Source organism: Paenibacillus sp. FSL K6-1096 (assembly GCF_037977055.1).
Classification (GTDB): Bacteria; Bacillota; Bacilli; order Paenibacillales; family Paenibacillaceae; genus Paenibacillus_AQ.
Genome location: NZ_CP150274.1, coordinates 345,366 through 365,026, shown reverse-complemented (window position 1 = coordinate 365,026; position 19,661 = coordinate 345,366). Strand labels below are relative to the sequence as shown.

Here is a 19,661-nt window from a genome sequence, read left to right as displayed (position 1 = left end):
TATTAGAGGAGAGGCACCACCCATTGCGGGTGGTGTTTTTTTGGTTCCAGTTTCTTAAGGTGGAGCTGCGCAAGCAGAATTGTCGTCGGTTCATCGATTCGGATAATGCGGTGGCTGCTGCGTTATTGGCGAAGAAGGGGTATACTACAAGAGAAGCGAGAGAGGTGCGCCGGGAATTCCTGCGGATGTTCATGAAGCTGAGGACGCGGCTGGATCAAGGCAGGTTGGCATTGATTATGTCAGTAGCGGACCTGTACTTCAAGCCGGACCGGGCACAGGATGAAGAAATTTTAAGAGAATTAATCGATCACTATCCGGAGGAGGGAGAAGCAATTATGGAGCTTATGCCAGCTTGGAAGCGTTGGGGTTATGAAGAGGGTATTGAGAAAGGCAAAGAAGAAGGCCAGGTGGAGATTATCCGTAAATTGTTGCTCCACGGATTTTCTCCCGAGGCGGTATCCAAAGCCGTTGAACTGCCACTTGATGAGATTAAGAAACTGATGTGAATGTGAATACAGACCCGGGCAGATGTTGCCCTGGGTCTTTTTTAATACCTCTTGCAAAACTAACCTTATTAGTTTATATTTAAACTAATAAGGTTAGTTTTTAGGGGGAGAACGAATGAGAGTGACTCAGGAAGGCAATTTGTTTCAGCTGACGTGGCTGCCGAGTGTGTTTCCGGTGAATTGTTATTTAATCGAAGAAGAGCAGGAGCTTACACTTATAGATGCGGGAATGTCCTATAGTACGAAAGGAATTCTGCGCCAGGCGGCCAAGCTTCAGAAGCCGCTTACCCGGATCGTGCTGACGCATGGTCATATGGATCATGTCGGGGCGCTGGATGCCTTGAAGCAGCATCTTCCACAGGCGAAGGTCTACATCTCGGAGCGGGATGCTTCGCTGCTTGCCGGTGACCGTTCGCTAAGACCCGGTGAGCCGCAGGCTCCGGTTAAGGGCAGTGTGCCGTCTAAGATCTTAACGAGACCCGATGTACTGCTGCATGAAGGTGACCGTATCGGATCACTTGTTGCTGTTAGTACGCCCGGGCATACGCCGGGTTCGATGTCGTTCCGGGATCAACGCAGCGGAGCTGTAGTTGCGGGGGATGCCTTCCAGACGTTCCGGGCTACAGCGGTGTCCGGCAAGAAGGTGCCCTGGTTCCCTTTTCCGGCGATGGCTACCTGGAATGTGGAGCAGGCGCTGGCCAGCGCGTATAAGCTGATTGAGCTTGACCCAACCTTGCTGGGGGTAGGACACGGGGATCTGCTGCGGGACCCGGTAGCAGCTATGAAGCGCGCGGCTGCTGAGGCGGAAGTGCTGGTCAAGGGAGGAGGGACGGTGCATGGCTAGAGCAGGGCTGGATACACACACGCTGGTGCTGGCTGCGGCAGAGCTGGCGGACGAATACGGGATTGAAGAAGTGACGCTGGCTGCATTAGCTGCGAAGCTGGGTGTCCGTTCTCCGTCGCTCTATAATCATATTAACGGACTCTCGGGGCTGCGTACCCTGCTCGCTATTTATGGCCAGGAGCAGTTGTATAAGGTCATATCGGAGGCGACGAAGGGGCTGAGCGGAGCGGCAGCGGTCCATGCCATGAGTAAGGCTTACATCGGATTTACCAGAGCCCACCCGGGGCTATATCAAACCACGCTAAAAGCTCCGGAACAAGGCAACACCGCTCTGGAAGCAGCCAGCGACAAGATTCTGTCGCTGGTCATCCATGTGATATCCGGTTTCGGATTGGACGAGGAAGGAAATCTTCATGCTGTCCGTGGATTACGGAGTATCTTGCACGGATTGTCCACCCTGGATCATCAAGGCGGATTTGGAATGCCGCTGGACCTGAATGTCACGCTTACCCGGCTGATTAACACCTATATTGCGGGAATCCGCTGTATGGGATCAGACACTTATGATAAGCTTAACTAAGTGTACAAGCCAGAGTGATGAGGAGGCTAGGCCAAGTGGGCAGAGCAGATAAACTAGAGAGCGTGACTACCTTTGAGCAGATGGCAGAGGTGGTGGAGAGACTGGGCATCGTTCCGCTGGCGGACCTGATACCCGGGCATCCTTCGGTGAACGGACTAACTCTGAAGGAGAACTGGCATACTGATACAGAGCTCGACCCTTGGGGATGGCGGGTCAGATTTCCCGGGGAAGGCTTAGCCGGATACGGTAAATTTATTAAGAAAAAAGCCGTACTCGTATCACGCGAATGGCTACCGGCCTATGTGGCGGCGGCCGGACACCGGCGGTCCCTGGAGGAACGGTATGCCAGCGGTCTGGCTTCAAGAGAAGCGCTGACCCTGCTGGAGATTATCCGGGCGGAGGAAGGCATCGAGACGCGTAAGCTGCGCACGGTGGCAGAGATGAAGGCGAAGGAGAAGAAGACTGCTTTTGACAATGCTCTAACGGAGCTGCAAGGATCACTCGACATTGTGATCTCGGGAGTCAAGCAGCGGCTGAATGCCGACGGGGAGCCAAACGGCTGGAATAGCACCTCCTATGAAACGATAGAGCACTGGATGCGGGAGGCGGGAATTCCGCCCTTCGAAGGAACGCGGGATGAGGCGACCGCCTGGTTGCGCGCGAGGATGGAAGAGGCCTGGACACCGGAGGCCACTGCCTGGATCAGCAAGGTCCTTGGCTGGAAATAAAAAATAAACGAAGAACGGCAGTCCTCAAGCTTAACGGGGGCTGCCGTTTTGGTGACCGGTTATGGCAATACAAAAACGGCTCATCCATCTTCCCGCAGGAGCAGATCAGCCGTAAGCGCTTACGCAGAAGCGGATACTATTAATGTATTGCATTATAGCATGGGGCCGAGGTAGGCAATCAGGAAATACAAGAACCCGAACAGAAGCATAATATAAGCCGTGTATTTGATGGCGTCGGAAGCAACGATACTTAAGTCTTTGGGGGCCTGGACGTCCAGACGTTCTTGTTCAGTCTGCTCTGTCTCTTCATGATTCAAAGAATCTCTCATCTGAATTCCCTCCTTGTAAATGCTATCCTTAATTGTATTGTGACATATTTGTGAACTAATTTCAACAATATTGTGAATTAACTTTGAACAAACTTGCAATTTGGGCGAAAAGCACTTCATAGACAACAAAAAGACCCCGCGCGCTCATAGCTGAGCATCGCGGGGCCTTTTATCCAAATGAAACGCAGTCTACGCCCAATCTCCATTCCGGAAGATCGGGTCAATGGAGCCGTCGTCGGTAATTCCGTCGATATTCATCTCCGGGGAGCCCATCATGAAGTCTACATGAGTGAGACTCTGGTTCATGCCGCGCTCGGCCAGCTGCTCCTTGGTCATATTGATGCCGTCCTCCAGGGTGAAGGCATAGGCAGCGCCAAGAGCAAGGTGGCACGAAGCATTCTCATCATAAAGTGTGGTGTAATAGAGAATGCCGCTCTCCGAGATTGGAGAGTGATACGGCACCAGCGCCACTTCGCCGAAGTAGGCAGCCCCTTCGTCCATAGCCAGCAGGGAGGCCAGCGCTTCCTGGCCGACTTCTGCGGTAAAGTCCGTGACTTTACCGTTCTCCAAGGTCAGCGTGAAGCGGTCAATAATGTTGCCGCCATAGCTGAGCGGTTTCGTGCTGCGGACCGTACCGTTTGCACCGGTCTTCAGCGGAGCGGTGAACACTTCCTCGGTCGGAATGTTCGCCAGGAAGGACATGCCGCGGCTGTTGACTGCGCCAGCCTGACACCAGATATGGCCTTCCGGCAGTTCGAGCGTCAGATCGGTGCCCGGAGCCGTGTAATGCAGCTTGCGGTATTTCTTCGCATTGAGCTGCTCGCAGCGCGATTTCAGGCCGGCCAGATGGTTGCTCCAGGCTTCCACAGGATTCTCCTGATCCGCGCGGACAGCCTTGAAGATGGCGTCCCACAGCAGGTCAATCTGCTGTTCGGGTGCGGCATCCGGGAACACTTTGGCGGCCCAGGAAGGGGAAGGGAAGGCCAGGCCGCTCCAGCTGACATGGTTGGACATCAGCATCTCGCGGTATGGGGCCATGGCCTGGCCGGCTGTTTTCTGATGGTTGGTGATCCGGGTGGGATCGACGCCGTTCAGAAGGTCGGGATCGGCCGAGATAATCGTCAGGAATGCCGCGCCGCTGCGGGCAAGATCCTCCAGCTCATCCGCCTGCCACTTCGGCGGCTCCAAGAAGCTCTCGGAAGGCGCGAGATCATAACGGGTCCGGGTGACGAATTCATCGGAATAGTTCACCTTGACGAGCTTGGCTCCTGCTTCATAGGCCTGGCGTACAATCAGGCGTACCAGTTCTGCTGCGACGATGTCCGCGTTGACCACGAGGGTCTGTCCGGGTTGAATATTTACGCCGATCTTAACAGCGAGCAGCGCGTAATTCTCCAGCTTTTGTGTGAAATCCAACATGAGTTCAGCTCCATTCATTATCTATTGAAAGGCAGAATAGGTCCACAAGGGCCTCAGAATGCCCAGTTGCCCTTCAGGAATACGGGCTCACGTGTACCGTCAGCCGTGATACCGTAAATATCCATCTCCCCGGAGCCGATCATGAAGTCGACATGGGTTACACTGTTATTGAGGCCGCGGGCGGTCAGCTCCTCCTGATTCATCTCCTTGCCGCCTTCCAGGCAGAAGGCATAGGCTGTACCAATCGCCAGATGGTTGGAGGCATTCTCGTCAAACAGGGTGTTGAAATAGAGGATACCCGATTCGGAAATTGGGGATTGATGCGGTACAAGGGCGACTTCGCCCAGGTACTTGGCGCCTTCATCCAGGCTGATCAGATATTCGAGTGCTTCCTGGCCCTGTTCGGCAGTTACACTGGTAATCTTGCCCTGTTCAAAGGTAATAGAGAAGCCGTCAATAATATTCCCGCCGTAGCTGAGCGGCTTCGTGCTTCTTACCGTTCCGTTCACGCCGGTCTTCTTCGGAGCGGTGAACACTTCCTCGGTAGGCATATTGGCGACAAAAGAGTGGCCTTGCGCATTGATGCTGTCGCCCTGTGCCCAGACATGACCTTCAGGCAGCTCAATGGTCAGGTCGGTTCCGGGTGCTATGTAATGCAGGCTGTGGTATTTCTTGGAATTCAGAACATCGGCTTTCTGTTCAAGCGTGTCCAGATGCTCCTGCCAGGCAGCTACAGGATCTTCGCGGTCCAGCCGGACGGTATGGAAAATAGCTTCCCACAGCTTGTCGACGCGCTCATCGGCAGGCAGCTCAGGAAAGACCTTGTCCGCCCATGGCTGGGAGGGGATGGCTACAATGCTCCAGCTTACCTTGTCGGACATTTGCAATTCGCGGTATTTCGTCAGTGCAGCGCCCCGGGTCTTCTGGAAGTTAGCAATCCGCTCAGGATCGATGCCTTTGAGTGCATCGGGATTCTCGGCGATGACCGACAGGAAGGCAGCGCCGTTCTCGGCCAGCTCGGTCATTTCGCCTGCAAACCAGGTTGGTGGCTTGGTGAATACTTCCGGCGCAGCATGTTCAAACTGCTGGCGGGTCACGAATTCGTCACTCCAGTTCACCTTGACCTGGCTGGCGCCGATGGCATAAGCTTTGGCTGTAATCAGATGGACGAATTCAGCCGCAGTGATTGGGGCGTTCACGACCAGAATTTGGCCAGGCTGAACATTTACACCGATTTGAACAGCCAAATCCGCGTATTTGTCCAGCTTGGATTGATACTCTGTTTCCGTCATTTGCAAATTCCTCCAGTACCATAATTTTAGCTCTATATAAGCATTGTACTAAATTATTAACCGCCGGATGAAAAAAGTCAATTAAAGCGCTAAAGTAAAGGAATTGCTTACATATCAATGTTATACTGGATGGTGTGGGCATGATCCGATGAAAGGAAGGAAAGAGGATGAATCTAGAAATCATCAAAGCCGAATTAAAGCGTGCGGAGGATCAAAGTTACGTGGGAAGAACCGTGTTTACAGTGGACAAGCACCGTTCCCCTTACGAGATCACGTTCTTCAGCACCCGCGGCACCGAATGGGATTACAGCCTGAGCTTCGCCGGCGAGCCGGGGAGTGAGGAGCAGTTCCTGGAGATCGATGCGCTGCTGGAGCAGGATGATGAGCTGTACAATCAGCTGCTCGATGCGGCACTGGATACTCAAGAGTTACCCGAAGAGTAATTGAAATTAAAAGCGACCCCGTAACGCCAGGCTGCTGGCAGTGCGGGATCGCTTTTTTGCTGTGATATCCTTAGCCGATGGTGATGTTGCCTTCAGGATAACGGTACAGCTCCTTGCTGTTCTTCGGCTTGAGGGCATAGGCCAGGGTAAGCGGGCCTGTCCGGCCTACGAACATCAGAATGATGACCAGCACCTTGCCGATGGTTGTCAGCTCGGTGGTCAGGCCCATGGTGATCCCGGAGGTGCCGAAGGCCGAGACCGCCTCGAACAGTACGCTGAGGAAGTCAGCGCTCTCCGTCACGGACAGCAGCATAGTAGAGATGACGACCAGCATCAGCGACAGCAGGGTCATCGTAATTGCCCTGTAGACATTCTCCTTCGAGATACGGTGGCGGAACATGACGATATCCTCCTTGCCCCGGAGCTTGGCGTAGGCGGTGCTGACCAGAATCGCGAAGGTGGTAATCTTGATTCCGCCGCCGGTGGAGCCGGGAGCGGCCCCGATGAACATCAGCAGGATCATCAGGAATTGGGTGGATTCCCGCAGCAGCGGAATCTCAATAGTCGTCACGCCGCCGGAGCGGGGCGTAATGGCCTGCAGGAAGGAGGCCATGATCTTGCCTCCGGCATGAAGCGGCTTCAGGGTAGAGTTCAGCTCCAGCCAGAAGAAGACGGCAGCCCCGATCAGGATCAGTGCAGCTGAAGTGGACAGCACGACCTTAGAGTGGAGCGTCAGCCGCTTGCGCTTCGGGTAGTCGATGACATCTGACAATACGATGAAGCCGATCCCGCCGAGAAAAATCAGCAGCATCGAGGTAATATTCACGATGGGGTCTTCGACATATCGGGTCAGACCGCTGAACGGCCCGTGCACATCGCCGAACAGGTCGAAGCCCGCATTATTGAAGATGGATATACTATGGAACAGTCCGTAATATATGGCTTTGCCGGCAGGCATATCCGCCAAGAATCTCGCAGCCAGCAGCAGAGCCCCGCTAAGCTGGATCACGAGTGAATAGATCAGAACACGGCGGATCAGCTTCACGATCCCCTGCATGGAGTTCTGGTTCATCGACTCCTGCATCAGCAGGCGTTCCTTCAGGGAGATCCGCTTGTTCAGCACCAGCGTAATCAGTGTGGCCATCGTAACAAAGCCGAGGCCCCCGAACTGGAACAGCACCAGCAGCACTATCTGCCCGAAGGTGGAGAGCTGGGTGCCCGTGTCGATGACCGCAAGGCCGGTCACACAGGTCGCTGAGGTTGCCATGAACAGCGCATCAATGAACGAGATGCTTGCGCCGGTGGAAGCGGCAGGCAAGGACAAGAGCAGGGTTCCGGTCGCGATCAGCAGGATGAAGCCGAGTGATAGGATTTTGGGCGGCGTCAGCCGGAGATGCCCAAAGAATAGGTTAGCCAAGTTCATTCTTCTCCTGACAATGGGATAGGATCTGACAAGATTATAGCATATCTTATAATCCCGTCACCAAACAGGCAGGAAATTGGCAGATTGTATCGAAATGGTTACAGACCTTATCCCATACTTGCATCTATATAGAGGAGGCTATCTTAGCTGTGACAAGTCCGATACGCAATCAGGTTGGCGCTGTCTTCATTCCGGTCAGTGATATTGAGAGGTCCAGAAGCTGGTATTGCAGCCTGCTTGGACTGCCGAATGACGGTGAAGTATTGTTCGGGCATCTGTATGAGGTGCCGATGCAGGGACCGGGCATTGTGCTGGACAGCAAAATATTCACAGCCGAGGCCGTGCTGAAGGTGCCATCTTTTCATCTGCTCACAGAGGATATCGATGCTGCCTACGACTATGTCAAAGCCAGCGGTGCTGAGATTCTGACCGATATTGAGCATGACCACTGGTTCAACTTCAAAGACCCGGACGGGAATGTGCTGATGATTTGCCGCGCCATCATCTAGTTAATAAGGTTAATTGTTATAATTAATTGCATTAATTATATATTTCTATGAATTGCAGGAGGAAATTGAAATGAACGTTACATTGAGGGAACTGGTTCAGGAGGATGCTGCTGCACTATTGAATCTCCAGCACCGTCTTGACCGGGAAACCTCATATATGCTGCTGTCCCCGGGCGAGAGACAGAGCAGTATTCTGCAGGTGGAAGACATGATTAGAGGCTTAGGCCAAGCGGAGAACTCGCTTATTTTGGGAGCGGAAGCAGACGGCGAGCTTGTGGGATACCTGTCTGCCGAAGGAGGGAGCTTCAGCCGCAACAGACACAGCGCTTATATCGTGACCGGCATTCTGAAGCGGTATCAGGGCATGGGAATCGGAGGCGCGTTGTTCAGGGAGATGGATCAGTGGGCGAGGCAATGCGGCATGGTGCGTCTGGAGCTTACTGTGATGCGGCATAATGAAGCAGCCGTCTCTTTGTATACGAAGCAGGGCTTTGCTATTGAAGGCACGAAGCCAAAGTCGCTGCTGGTGGATGGGGAATGGGTGGACGAATACTATATGGGCAAAATATATAGTTAATTGCATTAAATATAGGGGAAGAATCATTTTAACGAATTCGCGCGAACACAATATATGCTGTTTTTCACATACATGTGGTCCAATTGCCCGCTTGCAGCACAATGTATGTTGTTTTTTACATACATTCAGACCGTGTTCCTGTTTGCGAACACAATGTATGCTGTTTTTCACATACATTTAGTCCATATGCCCGTTTGCGGCACAATGTATATTGTTTTTCACATACATTTGGTCTATAGGCGCTGTACCAGCCAATTTTATTCGGTTTCCACTGTAGTAGGAAACTATAATTTCCTATACAAGAACAAAGTAAGGCGCTCCCCATTACCTCCAGGGAAGCGCCTTATTTATTACAGCTTATCTACACACCTTACTCGCTGTGAACTGCAGTATCCTCTAAGGCCGGAAGATCAATCTTGATCTCGACCCGGCGGATGCGGTGGCGGTTCATCTCACGCACTGTGAGCGTGGTATGCTCGTAGAGCATGCTTTTGCCGACAGCCGGTTCTTCCAAGTGACTGTAGAGCCATCCGCCGATGGTGGTGACTTCCTCATCGTGGAGATCCAGGCCTGTGACCTCTTTGACCTCCAGCAGAGACACATTGCCGTCGAACAGGTAATGGTTCTCGCTCAGCTTCTCTACATTCTTGCGTTCATCCTCGTCGAATTCGTCACGGATCTCGCCGACGATCTCTTCCAGAATGTCCTCAATTGTAATCAGGCCGGAGGTGCCGCCGTATTCATCGAGCAGCAGGGCGATATGCACGCCTTCCTTCTGCATACGGGTCAGCAGAGTCTTCACCGGTGTGACCTCCGATACAGTCAGCAGAGGCTGGATCAGGCTTTTGAAATCGAAATCCGGGTTGTTGTCATATTGCAGGTAGAGCTGCTTGGTGTTGATCATACCAACGATATTATCTTTGCTGCCGTCTGCAACAGGGAATCGCGTATACTGCTCCTTGCGGATGATTGCGATATTCTCCTGCAGCGAATGATCGGTGAACAGGCAGACCATATCGGTGCGGGGCACCATAATTTCCTTGGCCAGCATCTCATCAAAGGTGAAAATACGGTTAACATAACCATACTCCGCTTTGTTGATTTTGCCGCTCTCATAGCTCTCGGACAGGATCAGGCGGATCTCGTCTTCGCTGTGGGCGTCGCCGTGTTCACTGGCAGGCTTCATGCCGAACATACGGACGAGCAGGTTGGCGGAACCATTCATGAACCAAATCAAAGGGTACAATATTCTGTAGAACCAAATAATCAGCGGTGCGGTAAATTGACCAATTTTCTCCGGAATATTAATAGCGGCGGTCTTCGGTGCAAGCTCACCCACCACGACATGCAGGAAGGTGGCAATGATGAAGGCCACTCCGAATGCTATGGGTTCGCTGACGCTGTGCGCAATACCAAAGAGATCAAACAGCGGGATGATGAGCTGCTCAAAGGCAGGCTCAGCCAAGGCCCCGATCCCGAGTGCAGTAATGGTGATACCGAGCTGGCAGGCGGACAGATATCCGTCCAGGTTAGCGGCTACCCGCTGTACCGCCAGTGCATTCTTCTTGCCGTCCAGCACCATCTGGCTGACCTGGCTGCCCCGCAATCTCACTACTGCAAACTCCGTCGCTACAAAAAATGCCGTTAAAATAATCAAAATTGCCACGAGCGTCAAACTAAGTCCTATACCCATATAATCTTTACCATCCCTTTCGTCCCTAAAATAGGTTATACTCATATTATGAGTTCATATGAACCTATTGTACGAACTTTTCAGTGAAATATCAAATGGTGGAGGGTTGCCATCTATGGAAGCTTTTACACTAAGCCGGATAGAAATGTCTGGACTATTACTGTCTCTAAGCCCACACTCGGAGCAGAGGCCGCTCCATATTCTGCAGGAGGCCTGGACCAAGTTCCACCGGGACGAGGTGCGGGAGGGGACGAGCCTGCCGGCGTTTCTGTCAACCGACATTCCCCCGATTCTGCAGAAGCTGATCAAAGGCGGCGCCGTCAAAGGCCTGTCGCTAGGCGAGATTGCCTCCCTCGGCAGTCTGATTGAGTATTCCACATTATCTGTGACGGCTATGCAGAATTGGGTCAAACGGGATTTCAAGGAGTATCTCGGCTCGCCGCGCGAAGGCAAAAAGTACTCCATTAATCAGGCAGCGATGCTGTTTATTATTGACGATCTCAAGGCTGCCCTCGATTTCGAGAGCATCCGCCAGCTTTTCCGCGTGCTGTTCCTGGTGCCTGAGCGGGATGACGATGATCTGGTTGAGCCTGCACAGCTGTACCACGGTTATGCCGAGCTGTTCGAGGAGATCAAGACCCGGGCCCCGATGGCGGCCCAGGCAGCGGCAAAGCCCCCGTCCGGGAATCCGAAGGAGTTCCAGTGGAAATCGGACAGCGGGATCAGAGCGGCGATGGAACGCATGATGAAGCGGCTTAGCCACCTGACCAGGCCGCAGCGGGATGCGGTGCAGAATATGCTGCTGATCGCGGCGATCTCGGTGCAGACGTGTTATTTTCAGGCGATGGCCCGGCAATATTTCAATGCGGTGTTATTCCTTGATTTTTGAACCGTCCGATTCTAGAATGTGTAAGAAGAACTAGTCTTCAGATGAGGAATTCAGCGGGAATCGGAGAGGGGCCTTAGGAATGTTTAAACAAATGTCGCTGCTGCAGAACCGGAAGCAGAGGAAGCTGCTCTTCAGTGCAGGTCTCAGCTGGATGTTCGACGCGATGGATGTAGGGATGATCTCTTTTGTAGTGGCGGCACTGGCCAAGGAATGGTCGCTCGGGCCGGAGAAGATCGGTTATTTAACCAGTATTAATTCGGTGGGGATGGCTGTGGGCGCGGCTTGCGCCGGTATTCTGGCCGACCGCTTCGGCCGTAAGTCTGTACTCTTATGGACGCTGCTCATCTTCTCCATTGCCAGCGGCCTGTCGGCCTTCGCCACAGGGTATATCATATTATGTGCGCTGCGCTTCATTGCCGGCTTTGGGCTGGGCGGGGAGCTGCCGGTAGCCTCAACGCTGGTGTCGGAGAGTATGCCGGCCAAGGAGCGGGGCAGGGCAGTTGTGCTGCTGGAGAGCTTCTGGGCGCTGGGCTGGATTCTGTCGGCGCTGATCGCTTTTTTCGTAATTCCGGATTACGGCTGGCGGGTGGCCTTTGCCATCGGTGCAGTTCCGGCGCTCTATGCGCTCTATCTGCGCAGGGCGATTGATGACTCGCCGAAGTTCGCGGAGATCAAGAAGGCTCCTCCGGTGTCTCTACAGAAGCGTGTGGCGGCAGTCTGGTCGGCAGAGCACCGCCGTTCCACGATCATGCTGTGGGTGCTGTGGTTCACCGTGGTGTTCTCGTATTATGGCATGTTCCTGTGGCTGCCGACCGTCATGGTGCTGAAGGGCTTCAGTCTGGTCAAAAGCTTCGAGTATGTGCTGATCATGACACTCGCCCAGCTCCCCGGTTACTTCACCGCCGCTTATTTCATCGAGAAATACGGCCGCAAGTTCGTGCTGGTCATCTATCTGCTGCTGACTGCGGCCAGCGCGGCCTGGTTCGGGAATGCCACCACCGAAGGGATGCTGATGGCCGCCGGGATCTGCCTGTCCTTCTTCAATCTGGGCGCCTGGGGCGGCATGTACGCTTATACGCCTGAGCTGTATCCGACCTCCATCCGGTCTACCGGAGCGGGGCTGGCGACTTCATTTGGCCGGATCGGGGGCATTATCGCTCCAACCCTGGTCGGACTGATGGTCGGCAAAGCGGTCGGAATCAGCACGATCTTCATGCTATTCTTCGTGACGATTGTGATCGGCGCGCTCGCGGTGCTGTTCCTGGGCAAGGAAACGAAGGGGCTGGAGCTGGAGTAGAGGCATAACGAAGAAGCTTGCAACAATCTGGCCAGCCGGAGAATTCCGGCTGGCTTTTTGTCTTACTTATTTGATATAACCCCTTACTTTTCTGGATTTACCCTACACAGAGCGGTCCGTATAATCATTAATGTAACCGCTTACTTATTGGAATGAACACTGCCCGGACATGTACCGTAGCAATTGGAGCCGAGGGACATGCCGGAATAAATTCGAGGAGGCAACAGATGAGAATCAAGGGAAGACGAGGGGTTACGCTGCTGCTAAGTGCAGCATTGCTGATGACGACGGCTGCATGCTCATCCAGTGGAACGAATGCGGGGGAGGGGGCCAAGGCTGCCTCCGGGACAGCAAATGAGACGCCTGCAATCGAGCTGCGCATGACCTGGTGGGGATCACAGACCCGCCATGATCTGACCGCCAAGATGATTAAACGTTTTGAGGAGAAGAACCCGGGGATTACGATTAAGCCGGAATATTCCGGCTGGGACGGCTACTTCGATAAGCTGTCCACCCAGGTGGCAGGCTCCAATGCGCCGGATATTATTCAGATGGATTATGCGTTCCTGTCCGATTACGCCAAACGCGGCACATTGCTTGACCTTACGCCCTATACCCAGGATGGAACGCTGCGTACTGAGGACCATGACCAAAGCATGATCTCGGCCGGCAGCATTGACGGCAAATTATATGCCATAACCCTTGGAGTGAATGCGCCCGGCGTTATCTATAATGCTTCCGTATTGCAGGAGCTGGGGATTGCTGAGCCGCAGGAGTCCTGGACCTGGATGGACTTCGCAGACATGGCCAATACCATCGCCGATAAAAAAGGCGGCGGCTACTACGGGACACCGGATATCTCGGGAACCACCAACATCTTCGAGGTATTCGTGCGCCAGCACGGAACCGGATTATTCGAAGGGGATAAGCTCGGTGTCACGAGCGAGATTCTCCATGAATGGTTCAAGTACTGGCAGGGGCTGCGCGACAGCGGAGGCGCTACAACCGCAGAGATGACGGCGGCCATGACGAATGCCCTGGAGACGCGGCCGCTCTCCGTCGGCCAGTCCGCACTTGACTTCACCTGGTCCAACCAGCTGATGACCTACCAGAATGTCCTGAAGGATCAGAGCCAGAAGCTGAAAATGCAGGTCATTCCCCATCTGGAGGGGGAGCAGGCCATCGGCGAATATCTGAAGCCCGGCCAGTTCATCTCCGGCAATGCCAAGACCAAATATCCCAAGGAGGTAGCGAAGCTGATCGATTTCATGGTCAATGATCCGGAAGGCACCGCAATCCTGGGTGCTGAACGGGGCGTGCCGGTCAATTCCGCCGTCCGGGAGCAGCTGAAGCCGTCGCTGACCGCCGAGGAGAAGTTGGTGTTTGATTTTATCGATGTAGTCTCCAAGCATTCCAGCGATATCGACCCGCCGTACCCGCAGGGCTTCTCAGAGATCGATAAGAACTTCAAGAGCGCGAGCGAACAGATCGCTTTCGGCCAGGGCAGTATCGAGCAGATCAGCGGGCAGTTCATCTCAGGCTCTAATGCCATACTGGACAAAGCCAAATAAAGGGAGCGGGGGGAAACTATTGAGTTCAGATCTGGTTACGGTACAAAGCCCGGCAGGGACGAAGCGGCGCGGCGTAAGGCTGCTACGCAATCAGAACGCGACCGCCATGCTGTTTCTGTCGCCCTGGCTGCTGGGGCTGATATGTCTGACACTGGGGCCGATGGCCGCCTCACTCTATTTTTCTTTTACCGATTACAGCATTCTGGAGAGCTCCCGGTGGATCGGGCTGGACAATTTCAGAGTCATGCTTACCGCCGATCCGTTGTTTATCCAATCGCTCAAGGTGACCTTTATCTTCGTGTTCGTGTCGGTGCCGCTGAAGCTGATGTTTGCCTTGGCGGTCGCGCTGCTGCTCAACAAAGGCATCCGCGGCCTTGGCATTTACCGGACGGTCTATTACATCCCGACGCTGCTTGGCGGAAGTGTGGCTATTGCTATGCTGTGGCGTAAGATGCTGGGCGGCGACGGACTGCTGAACCAGCTGCTGGCCATGGCGGGAATCCAAGCGCCCGATTGGGTGTCCAACCCGAAATACTCTCTGTATTCGTTAATCCTGCTGGCGGTGTGGCAATTCGGTTCATCTATGATTATCTTTCTGTCCGGGCTGAAGCAGGTACCGCCGGAGTATTATGATGCGTCTTCAGTGGATGGTGCAGGTAAAATCGGCCAGTTTCTGCATATTACGCTGCCGGTATTGTCTCCGGTCATCTTTTTCAATGTGATTATGCAGACGATTACAGCCTTCCAGTCATTCACGCAGGCGTTTATTGTCAGCAACGGCAGCGGGGGACCGGTGAACTCCACCCTGATGTATTCTCTATATCTGTATAAAAAAGGGTTCTCCTTCTTTCAGATGGGCTATGCCTCGGCGATGGCCTGGGTGCTGGTGCTGCTGATCGGAATATTTACCCTCCTGCTGTTCGGCAGCAGCAAGCTATGGGTTCACTATGAAGACGGGGGGAAGTAAGCTATGGATACTGGAAGTTCATCCAGAAGTACCCTTTTGCTTAAGCATGTCATCATCTGTCTGATCGCCTTCGTCATGCTGTACCCGGTGCTGTGGATGGTTGGCAGCTCGTTCAAGCCGGCAAATATGATTTTCTCGGAAATCTGGTTCTGGCCGCGGCAGTGGAATTTCCATAATTATGTAACCGGCTGGTTCGGGTTCCAGGGCAGCTCCTTCGCCCGTTTCCTGCTGAACTCCGCTCTGGTCTCTCTGGGGGCGGTGCTCGGCAACGTCATTACCTGTTCGATGGCGGCTTATGCGTTCGCGCGGCTTCATTTCCGGTTCAAGGCGGTCTTCTTCGCGCTGATGCTGATGACCATTATGCTGCCGCAGCATGTGACCCTGATTCCCCGGTACATCCTGTTTAATCATCTCGGCTGGGTGAACACCTTTGCGCCGCTGATTGTGCCGAAGTGGATGGCGACGGATGGTTTCTTCATCTTCCTGACCGTCCAGTTCATCCGCGGTTTGCCGAAGGAGCTGGACGAAGCGGCAACGATCGACGGCTGCGGGCCGGTGCAAATATTCAGCCGGATTATTGTTCCTCTGGCGCTGCCTGCGCTGATCACGACGATGATTTTTACCTTCATGTGGACGTGGGATGATTTCTTCAGCCAGCTGATCTTCCTTAGCGATATCAGTAAATATACCGTGCCGCTTGGGCTGCGCCTGTTCCTTGATTCCAGCTCCCAGTCGGATTGGGGACCGATGTTTGCCATGTCGGTATTGTCGCTGGTGCCGTGCTTTATTCTCTTTATCACTTTGCAGAAGTATTTTGTCGAGGGAATTGCGACATCCGGCTTGAAGGGATAGAATCTGTGGAAAAGCATAGGGATGAGGCAGATGCAAAAAAGGATGCTAGGCAGATGGCTGCTGCGGATCAGGAGGAGTAAGCTCTCCACGCTGATGGCGGCCAGTATTATTTTCTTCAATCTGATGCTACTCGGCTTCATTGTGCTGCTGGCCTACCGGACCTTCTCTTCCGTCACCTTCAGCGAGATCAGCAGCACCCGGCTGGCCCTGCTGAATGAAAGCACGAAGCGCGGCTTCGATTTCATGACCAATGTGTCGGGGACCGCTTATTCCATTGCCGCCAACAAGGACGTCATTGAGGGACTGGAGTCTGTGCCTGCCTCCAAATACGAGATGATCTCCAGAAAGCGGGAGATTACAGAGATTCTCCAGCATTCGCTGGTGCTGAACGAAGGGGTAAGCTCGATTGAGATTTACAGTGATCTGTTCAATGAGGTGCCGCTGAGCTCCACAGATCTTGTCTTTCCGGTCACCTCGCTCCGCAGCGAGAGCTGGTATCCCCGGCTGAAGCAGGCGGACGCGCTCTGGGTTCCGCTGGACAGCAGCGGCGCAGACAACGGGCCTTACCTGATCGGGCATATCCAGCATTTGTTCAGTAATGAAGGCAAAACGGTCGGGTATCTCTATATCCGGCTGACCGCAGACGATATCCTGAAGCAATTCAAGGATATTCCGGCCGTACTGGACGGCCAGATTCATCTGGTGGATACCACAGGCAACCTCCTGCTGCTGGTCAATAATGAGAAAAGCACTGCGGACAAGGCTGTTCTGGAGGCAAAGTGGCTGAACCAGCACACGTACGAAGGCAATGAGGGCACGAGTTGCTGAAAAAGGACGGGCAGACCTATCTCGTTCTGTTCTCAAAGCCCAGCACAATCTCTTGGCGTCTGGTCCAGGTGATCCCGACCCGCTCGCTGCTGCAGGAGGTCCGCAAGGCGGACAAGGCAGGTGATCGGGATCGGCCTGTTAAGCCTGCTCCTGTCGGCGCTGCTTGCGTACTTCTTCATCCGGAGCATGATTCGTCCGGTGCGAAGGCTGATCCAGGAGATGCGGAAGCTGGAGCGCGGAGATTTCCGGGCCCATATGAGCGAATCGCTGACAGAGGAATACACGCAGATGTCTTACGGCTTCAATCATATGGTTCACCGGCTGCAGGAGCTGATGCAGCGTGAGCGCGAAGCGAGCGCGGCCAAGCGGGAGGCCCAGGCCGGTCTGCTGGAGGCCCAGATCAAGCCGCATTTCCTCTACAACACGCTGGATATGATTCACTGGAAGGCGATGGATTACGACGCCGAGGATATCAGCTACATGATTACCCAGCTCGGCAAAATGCTGCGGATCGGCCTCAGCGGCGGCCGGATGCTGATCCGCCTGCGCGATGAGCTGGAGCACGCCCGGTGTTATGTCAGCATCCAGCGGGAACGGCTGCCTATAGCCATAGCGTATACAGAGTCCATCCCGGACCCGGCGGTACGGAGTTATTTCATTCCGAAGGTGATTCTCCAGCCGCTGATTGAGAATTCCATTATTCACGGCAGCTGCGAGACTGGCTCCGGCCCCCTGGAGATTCATTTGGAGGTCCGCGAGGTCAAGCCTCAAGGCGGCCCGCCTTACCTGCAGATCAGGGTGCTGGATAACGGCCGTGGCTTGGCGGAGGACTGGTCGATAGAGCAGGCCGGCGGAATCGGCATCCGCAATGTGATGAGCCGCATTCAGCTGTATTGCGGGGAGCCTTACGGACTATACCTGGCCAACCGGCCGGAGAAAGGGGTGGCTGCTATGATTACGCTGCCGGTCATCGAGACGGAAGCGCAGCTGGAACGGCTGCTGCGGGATCAGATATGAGCAGGTCCATTCTGCTGGTGGATGACGACCCGCACATTCTGAAAGCCCTTACGAGACATGTGGGCTGGGAGAAGCTTGGCCTGACCATAGCCGGAGCGGCAGTCAACGGCAGTGAGGCGCTGGAGCTGTTCCGCAAGGGTACCCCCGATCTGGTGATGACCGATGTCTATATGCCGGGGATGAGCGGATTGGAGCTTACGGAGGCACTGCGGGAGCTGTCGCCGGAGCTGCCAATCATTATATTGAGCGGGTACGAGGAATTCGAGAATGCCCGCCAGGCGATGCGCTGGGGGGTGAGCCATTTCCTGCTGAAGCCGGCCCGGGTCCAGGAGATCGAAGCGGTACTCCGTGCGGTGCTGCTGGAGCTGGAAGCCGGCGAGCAGCAAAAACAGCTGGAGGAGCGCTACAAGCAGGAGATCGGCCGCACGCTTCCTTTTCTGCGGGAACGTCTGCTGCTGGAGCTGCTGACCACACGCTACAGCGCGGATGAATGCTCCGAGGAACGGCTCGGTTACCTTCAAATCACACATCCGCAGCGGCTGGCCGCAGCCAGCATCCAGCTTAACCGCCCGTTGCCGCTGCATAAGCTGAAGGAACGCGAATGGCAGCTGCTGCGCTTCGGAGCCGGCAATATCTGCAGGGAGACGCTCCAGCACAAGCTGGCCGGACATCCTTCGGTGCAGGGTCATGTGCTGGACTATTCCGACGATCTGCTGGTGGTGCTGCTGCTGGACCGTGAAGCGGGAGAGCTGATCCCGGTTCTGAAGGAGGCGGTGCAGGAGATGATGGATAAAATTCGGAATTACGTTCAGCTTCAGGCCTATGCCGGCATCGGTTCCGTCAAAGCGGCCATCCATGAGCTGATCGATGCTTATCTGGAGAGCAGAGAGGCGCTGGCCGCTGCAGAATTTCAGGAGACCAGCCCCATCTATGCTTATGAACCGTGCAGAGCTGACAACCTGTGGACTCTGGAGGATTATTCCCGGCTGCTTCAGGAGTGGAATGAGGTGCTGCTGCGCAAGGAGACGCCAAAAATATGGGAGACCTGGGAGATCATCTACGGCAGGCTCCGGCAGGATGAGCTGCAGCATCTCCAGGATATACAGACGGTATGTGTCGGGCTGTTCACTGCGCTGATGTATTATTGGAATGCCTGTTGCCCGGGCCGGACTCCACCGATGAGCATGGCCGAATTTCTTCAGGCGGTGTCGGGCTATTACAACGGCAGAAGTCTGACGGAGTGGATGGGGCAGACTTTTCCCGAATTCCTGCGAGCAGCCTTCACGGAAATGAATGTTAAGAAGAACCGGCTGGTAGAGAGCGTCAAAAGCTATGTGGAGGTCCACTATAACCAGGAAATCAGCTTCATGGGCCTGGCGCAGGAGCTGCATGTGCATCCGAAATATCTGAGCCAGCTGTTCAAACGGATCAGCGGTGAGAATTTCGTCAGCTACCTGAACCAGTACCGGATCGGCCGGGCGATAGAATTCCTCCAATCCGGCCAGCACATGGTGTATGAAATCAGTGAAATGGTGGGCTTCAACAATCCCGCGTATTTCAGCCAGGTCTTCAAGATGGTTACCGGGCGCAGCCCGAGTGATTATATGAAAGGATGAGGGTGCATAGGCTATTGCAGCCTGCGGGCGGAGTATAGTATATTCTTAGGGAGACACAAACGGACGTTCTTATCCAAGATCTTGAGGAGCCAGTCTCTCAAGGTCTTTTTCTGATGAATCGGGGGTTTGTGCGGGGAGTGCTGGATGTGCTGGACGTAATGTCTGGAAGTATCCGAAACGCTGGTCGATTCGTTTGTTTACAAGTTATGCGGACTCACAGGCCGTTATTTGTTCAAAAAGCCGCTTCCTGGAGTGTGGGCGGACTGAGAGGCGCTTAATAT

20 protein-coding genes are annotated in these 19,661 nt (G+C 54.2%); 15 read left to right on the top strand and 5 right to left on the bottom strand.

All coding sequences use genetic code 11. The features are described 5' to 3' along the window. Positions 1 to 23 precede the first annotated feature (23 nt). From MHI24_RS01535 to MHI24_RS01520, 4 genes are all read left to right on the top strand, one after another. Entirely contained in the window at positions 24 to 506 is a 483-nt protein-coding gene (locus tag MHI24_RS01535) for a hypothetical protein (protein ID WP_340023804.1), read from the top strand. A 115-nt stretch (positions 507 to 621) separates the two neighbouring features. Beyond that, positions 622 to 1,350: an MBL fold metallo-hydrolase gene (locus tag MHI24_RS01530; protein WP_340023803.1), complete on the top strand. Its 729-nt coding sequence runs from the start codon at positions 622 to 624 to the stop codon at positions 1,348 to 1,350. Continuing rightward, positions 1,343 to 1,930 carry a WHG domain-containing protein gene (locus MHI24_RS01525; protein ID WP_340023802.1) on the top strand — a complete coding sequence of 196 codons (588 nt, stop codon included), beginning with the start codon at positions 1,343 to 1,345 and terminating at the stop codon, positions 1,928 to 1,930. The genes MHI24_RS01530 and MHI24_RS01525 overlap by 8 nt, the downstream gene beginning before the upstream one ends. Before the next feature lie 35 nt (positions 1,931 to 1,965). Beyond that, positions 1,966 to 2,658, top strand: a complete 693-nt coding sequence (locus MHI24_RS01520) for a hypothetical protein (RefSeq protein ID WP_340023801.1) — start codon at positions 1,966 to 1,968, stop codon at positions 2,656 to 2,658. A gap of 152 nt (positions 2,659 to 2,810) precedes the next feature. Here MHI24_RS01520 and MHI24_RS01515 read toward each other — a convergent pair whose 3' ends face one another. From MHI24_RS01515 to MHI24_RS01505, 3 genes are all read right to left on the bottom strand, one after another. Continuing rightward, positions 2,811 to 2,987 carry a hypothetical protein gene (locus tag MHI24_RS01515; RefSeq protein ID WP_340023800.1) on the bottom strand — a complete coding sequence of 59 codons (177 nt, stop codon included), beginning with the start codon at positions 2,985 to 2,987 and terminating at the stop codon, positions 2,811 to 2,813. Between the two features lie 189 nt (positions 2,988 to 3,176). Then, on the bottom strand, positions 3,177 to 4,406 hold the full coding sequence (locus MHI24_RS01510; RefSeq protein ID WP_340023798.1) for an aminopeptidase: 1,230 nt from the start codon (positions 4,404 to 4,406) through the stop codon (positions 3,177 to 3,179). Positions 4,407 to 4,459: 53 nt separating this feature from the next. Beyond that, positions 4,460 to 5,698, bottom strand: coding sequence for an aminopeptidase (locus MHI24_RS01505; protein WP_340023797.1), 1,239 nt, complete (start codon positions 5,696 to 5,698; stop codon positions 4,460 to 4,462). 167 nt (positions 5,699 to 5,865) lie between these two features. Here MHI24_RS01505 and MHI24_RS01500 point away from each other — a divergent pair, with 167 nt between their 5' ends. Further along, positions 5,866 to 6,141: a hypothetical protein gene (locus MHI24_RS01500; RefSeq protein ID WP_340023796.1), complete on the top strand. Its 276-nt coding sequence runs from the start codon at positions 5,866 to 5,868 to the stop codon at positions 6,139 to 6,141. 70 nt (positions 6,142 to 6,211) lie between these two features. Here the strand turns inward: MHI24_RS01500 and MHI24_RS01495 are convergent, their stop codons facing one another. After that, entirely contained in the window at positions 6,212 to 7,564 is a 1,353-nt protein-coding gene (locus MHI24_RS01495; RefSeq protein WP_340023795.1) for a TrkH family potassium uptake protein, read from the bottom strand. A 149-nt stretch (positions 7,565 to 7,713) separates the two neighbouring features. On the opposite strand from MHI24_RS01495, the gene MHI24_RS01490 reads away from it, so the two are divergent. After that, complete coding sequence (locus tag MHI24_RS01490; RefSeq protein WP_340023794.1) at positions 7,714 to 8,073, top strand: VOC family protein; 360 nt, start codon at positions 7,714 to 7,716, stop codon at positions 8,071 to 8,073. 70 nt (positions 8,074 to 8,143) lie between these two features. Further along, positions 8,144 to 8,650, top strand: a complete 507-nt coding sequence (locus tag MHI24_RS01485) for a GNAT family N-acetyltransferase (RefSeq protein WP_340023793.1) — start codon at positions 8,144 to 8,146, stop codon at positions 8,648 to 8,650. Between the two features lie 370 nt (positions 8,651 to 9,020). Here MHI24_RS01485 and MHI24_RS01480 read toward each other — a convergent pair whose 3' ends face one another. Further along, the gene (locus tag MHI24_RS01480; RefSeq protein WP_340023792.1) at positions 9,021 to 10,343 is read right to left on the bottom strand and encodes a hemolysin family protein; all 1,323 of its coding nucleotides are present in this window, start codon (positions 10,341 to 10,343) and stop codon (positions 9,021 to 9,023) included. 115 nt (positions 10,344 to 10,458) lie between these two features. Here MHI24_RS01480 and MHI24_RS01475 point away from each other — a divergent pair, with 115 nt between their 5' ends. The 8 genes from MHI24_RS01475 to MHI24_RS01440 all read left to right on the top strand — a co-directional run bounded on the left by MHI24_RS01475 (position 10,459) and on the right by MHI24_RS01440 (position 19,380). Then, positions 10,459 to 11,232: a DUF1836 domain-containing protein gene (locus MHI24_RS01475; RefSeq protein ID WP_340023791.1), complete on the top strand. Its 774-nt coding sequence runs from the start codon at positions 10,459 to 10,461 to the stop codon at positions 11,230 to 11,232. Between the two features lie 79 nt (positions 11,233 to 11,311). After that, positions 11,312 to 12,529 (top strand): MFS transporter, encoded by a 1,218-nt coding sequence (locus MHI24_RS01470; protein WP_340023790.1) that lies wholly within the window; start codon positions 11,312 to 11,314, stop codon positions 12,527 to 12,529. A gap of 227 nt (positions 12,530 to 12,756) precedes the next feature. Beyond that, positions 12,757 to 14,100 carry a sugar ABC transporter substrate-binding protein gene (locus MHI24_RS01465; protein ID WP_340023789.1) on the top strand — a complete coding sequence of 448 codons (1,344 nt, stop codon included), beginning with the start codon at positions 12,757 to 12,759 and terminating at the stop codon, positions 14,098 to 14,100. A 106-nt stretch (positions 14,101 to 14,206) separates the two neighbouring features. After that, positions 14,207 to 15,067, top strand: a complete 861-nt coding sequence (locus MHI24_RS01460) for a sugar ABC transporter permease (RefSeq protein ID WP_340026864.1) — start codon at positions 14,207 to 14,209, stop codon at positions 15,065 to 15,067. 3 nt (positions 15,068 to 15,070) lie between these two features. Then, on the top strand, positions 15,071 to 15,919 hold the full coding sequence (locus MHI24_RS01455) for a carbohydrate ABC transporter permease (RefSeq protein WP_340023788.1): 849 nt from the start codon (positions 15,071 to 15,073) through the stop codon (positions 15,917 to 15,919). Positions 15,920 to 15,949: 30 nt separating this feature from the next. Continuing rightward, on the top strand, positions 15,950 to 16,747 hold the full coding sequence (locus MHI24_RS01450) for a hypothetical protein (protein ID WP_340023787.1): 798 nt from the start codon (positions 15,950 to 15,952) through the stop codon (positions 16,745 to 16,747). A 120-nt stretch (positions 16,748 to 16,867) separates the two neighbouring features. After that, the gene (locus MHI24_RS01445) at positions 16,868 to 17,764 is read left to right on the top strand and encodes a sensor histidine kinase (protein ID WP_340023786.1); all 897 of its coding nucleotides are present in this window, start codon (positions 16,868 to 16,870) and stop codon (positions 17,762 to 17,764) included. Next, the gene (locus MHI24_RS01440) at positions 17,761 to 19,380 is read left to right on the top strand and encodes a response regulator (RefSeq protein ID WP_340023785.1); all 1,620 of its coding nucleotides are present in this window, start codon (positions 17,761 to 17,763) and stop codon (positions 19,378 to 19,380) included. The genes MHI24_RS01445 and MHI24_RS01440 overlap by 4 nt, the downstream gene beginning before the upstream one ends. The last annotated feature ends 281 nt before the right edge of the window (positions 19,381 to 19,661 follow it).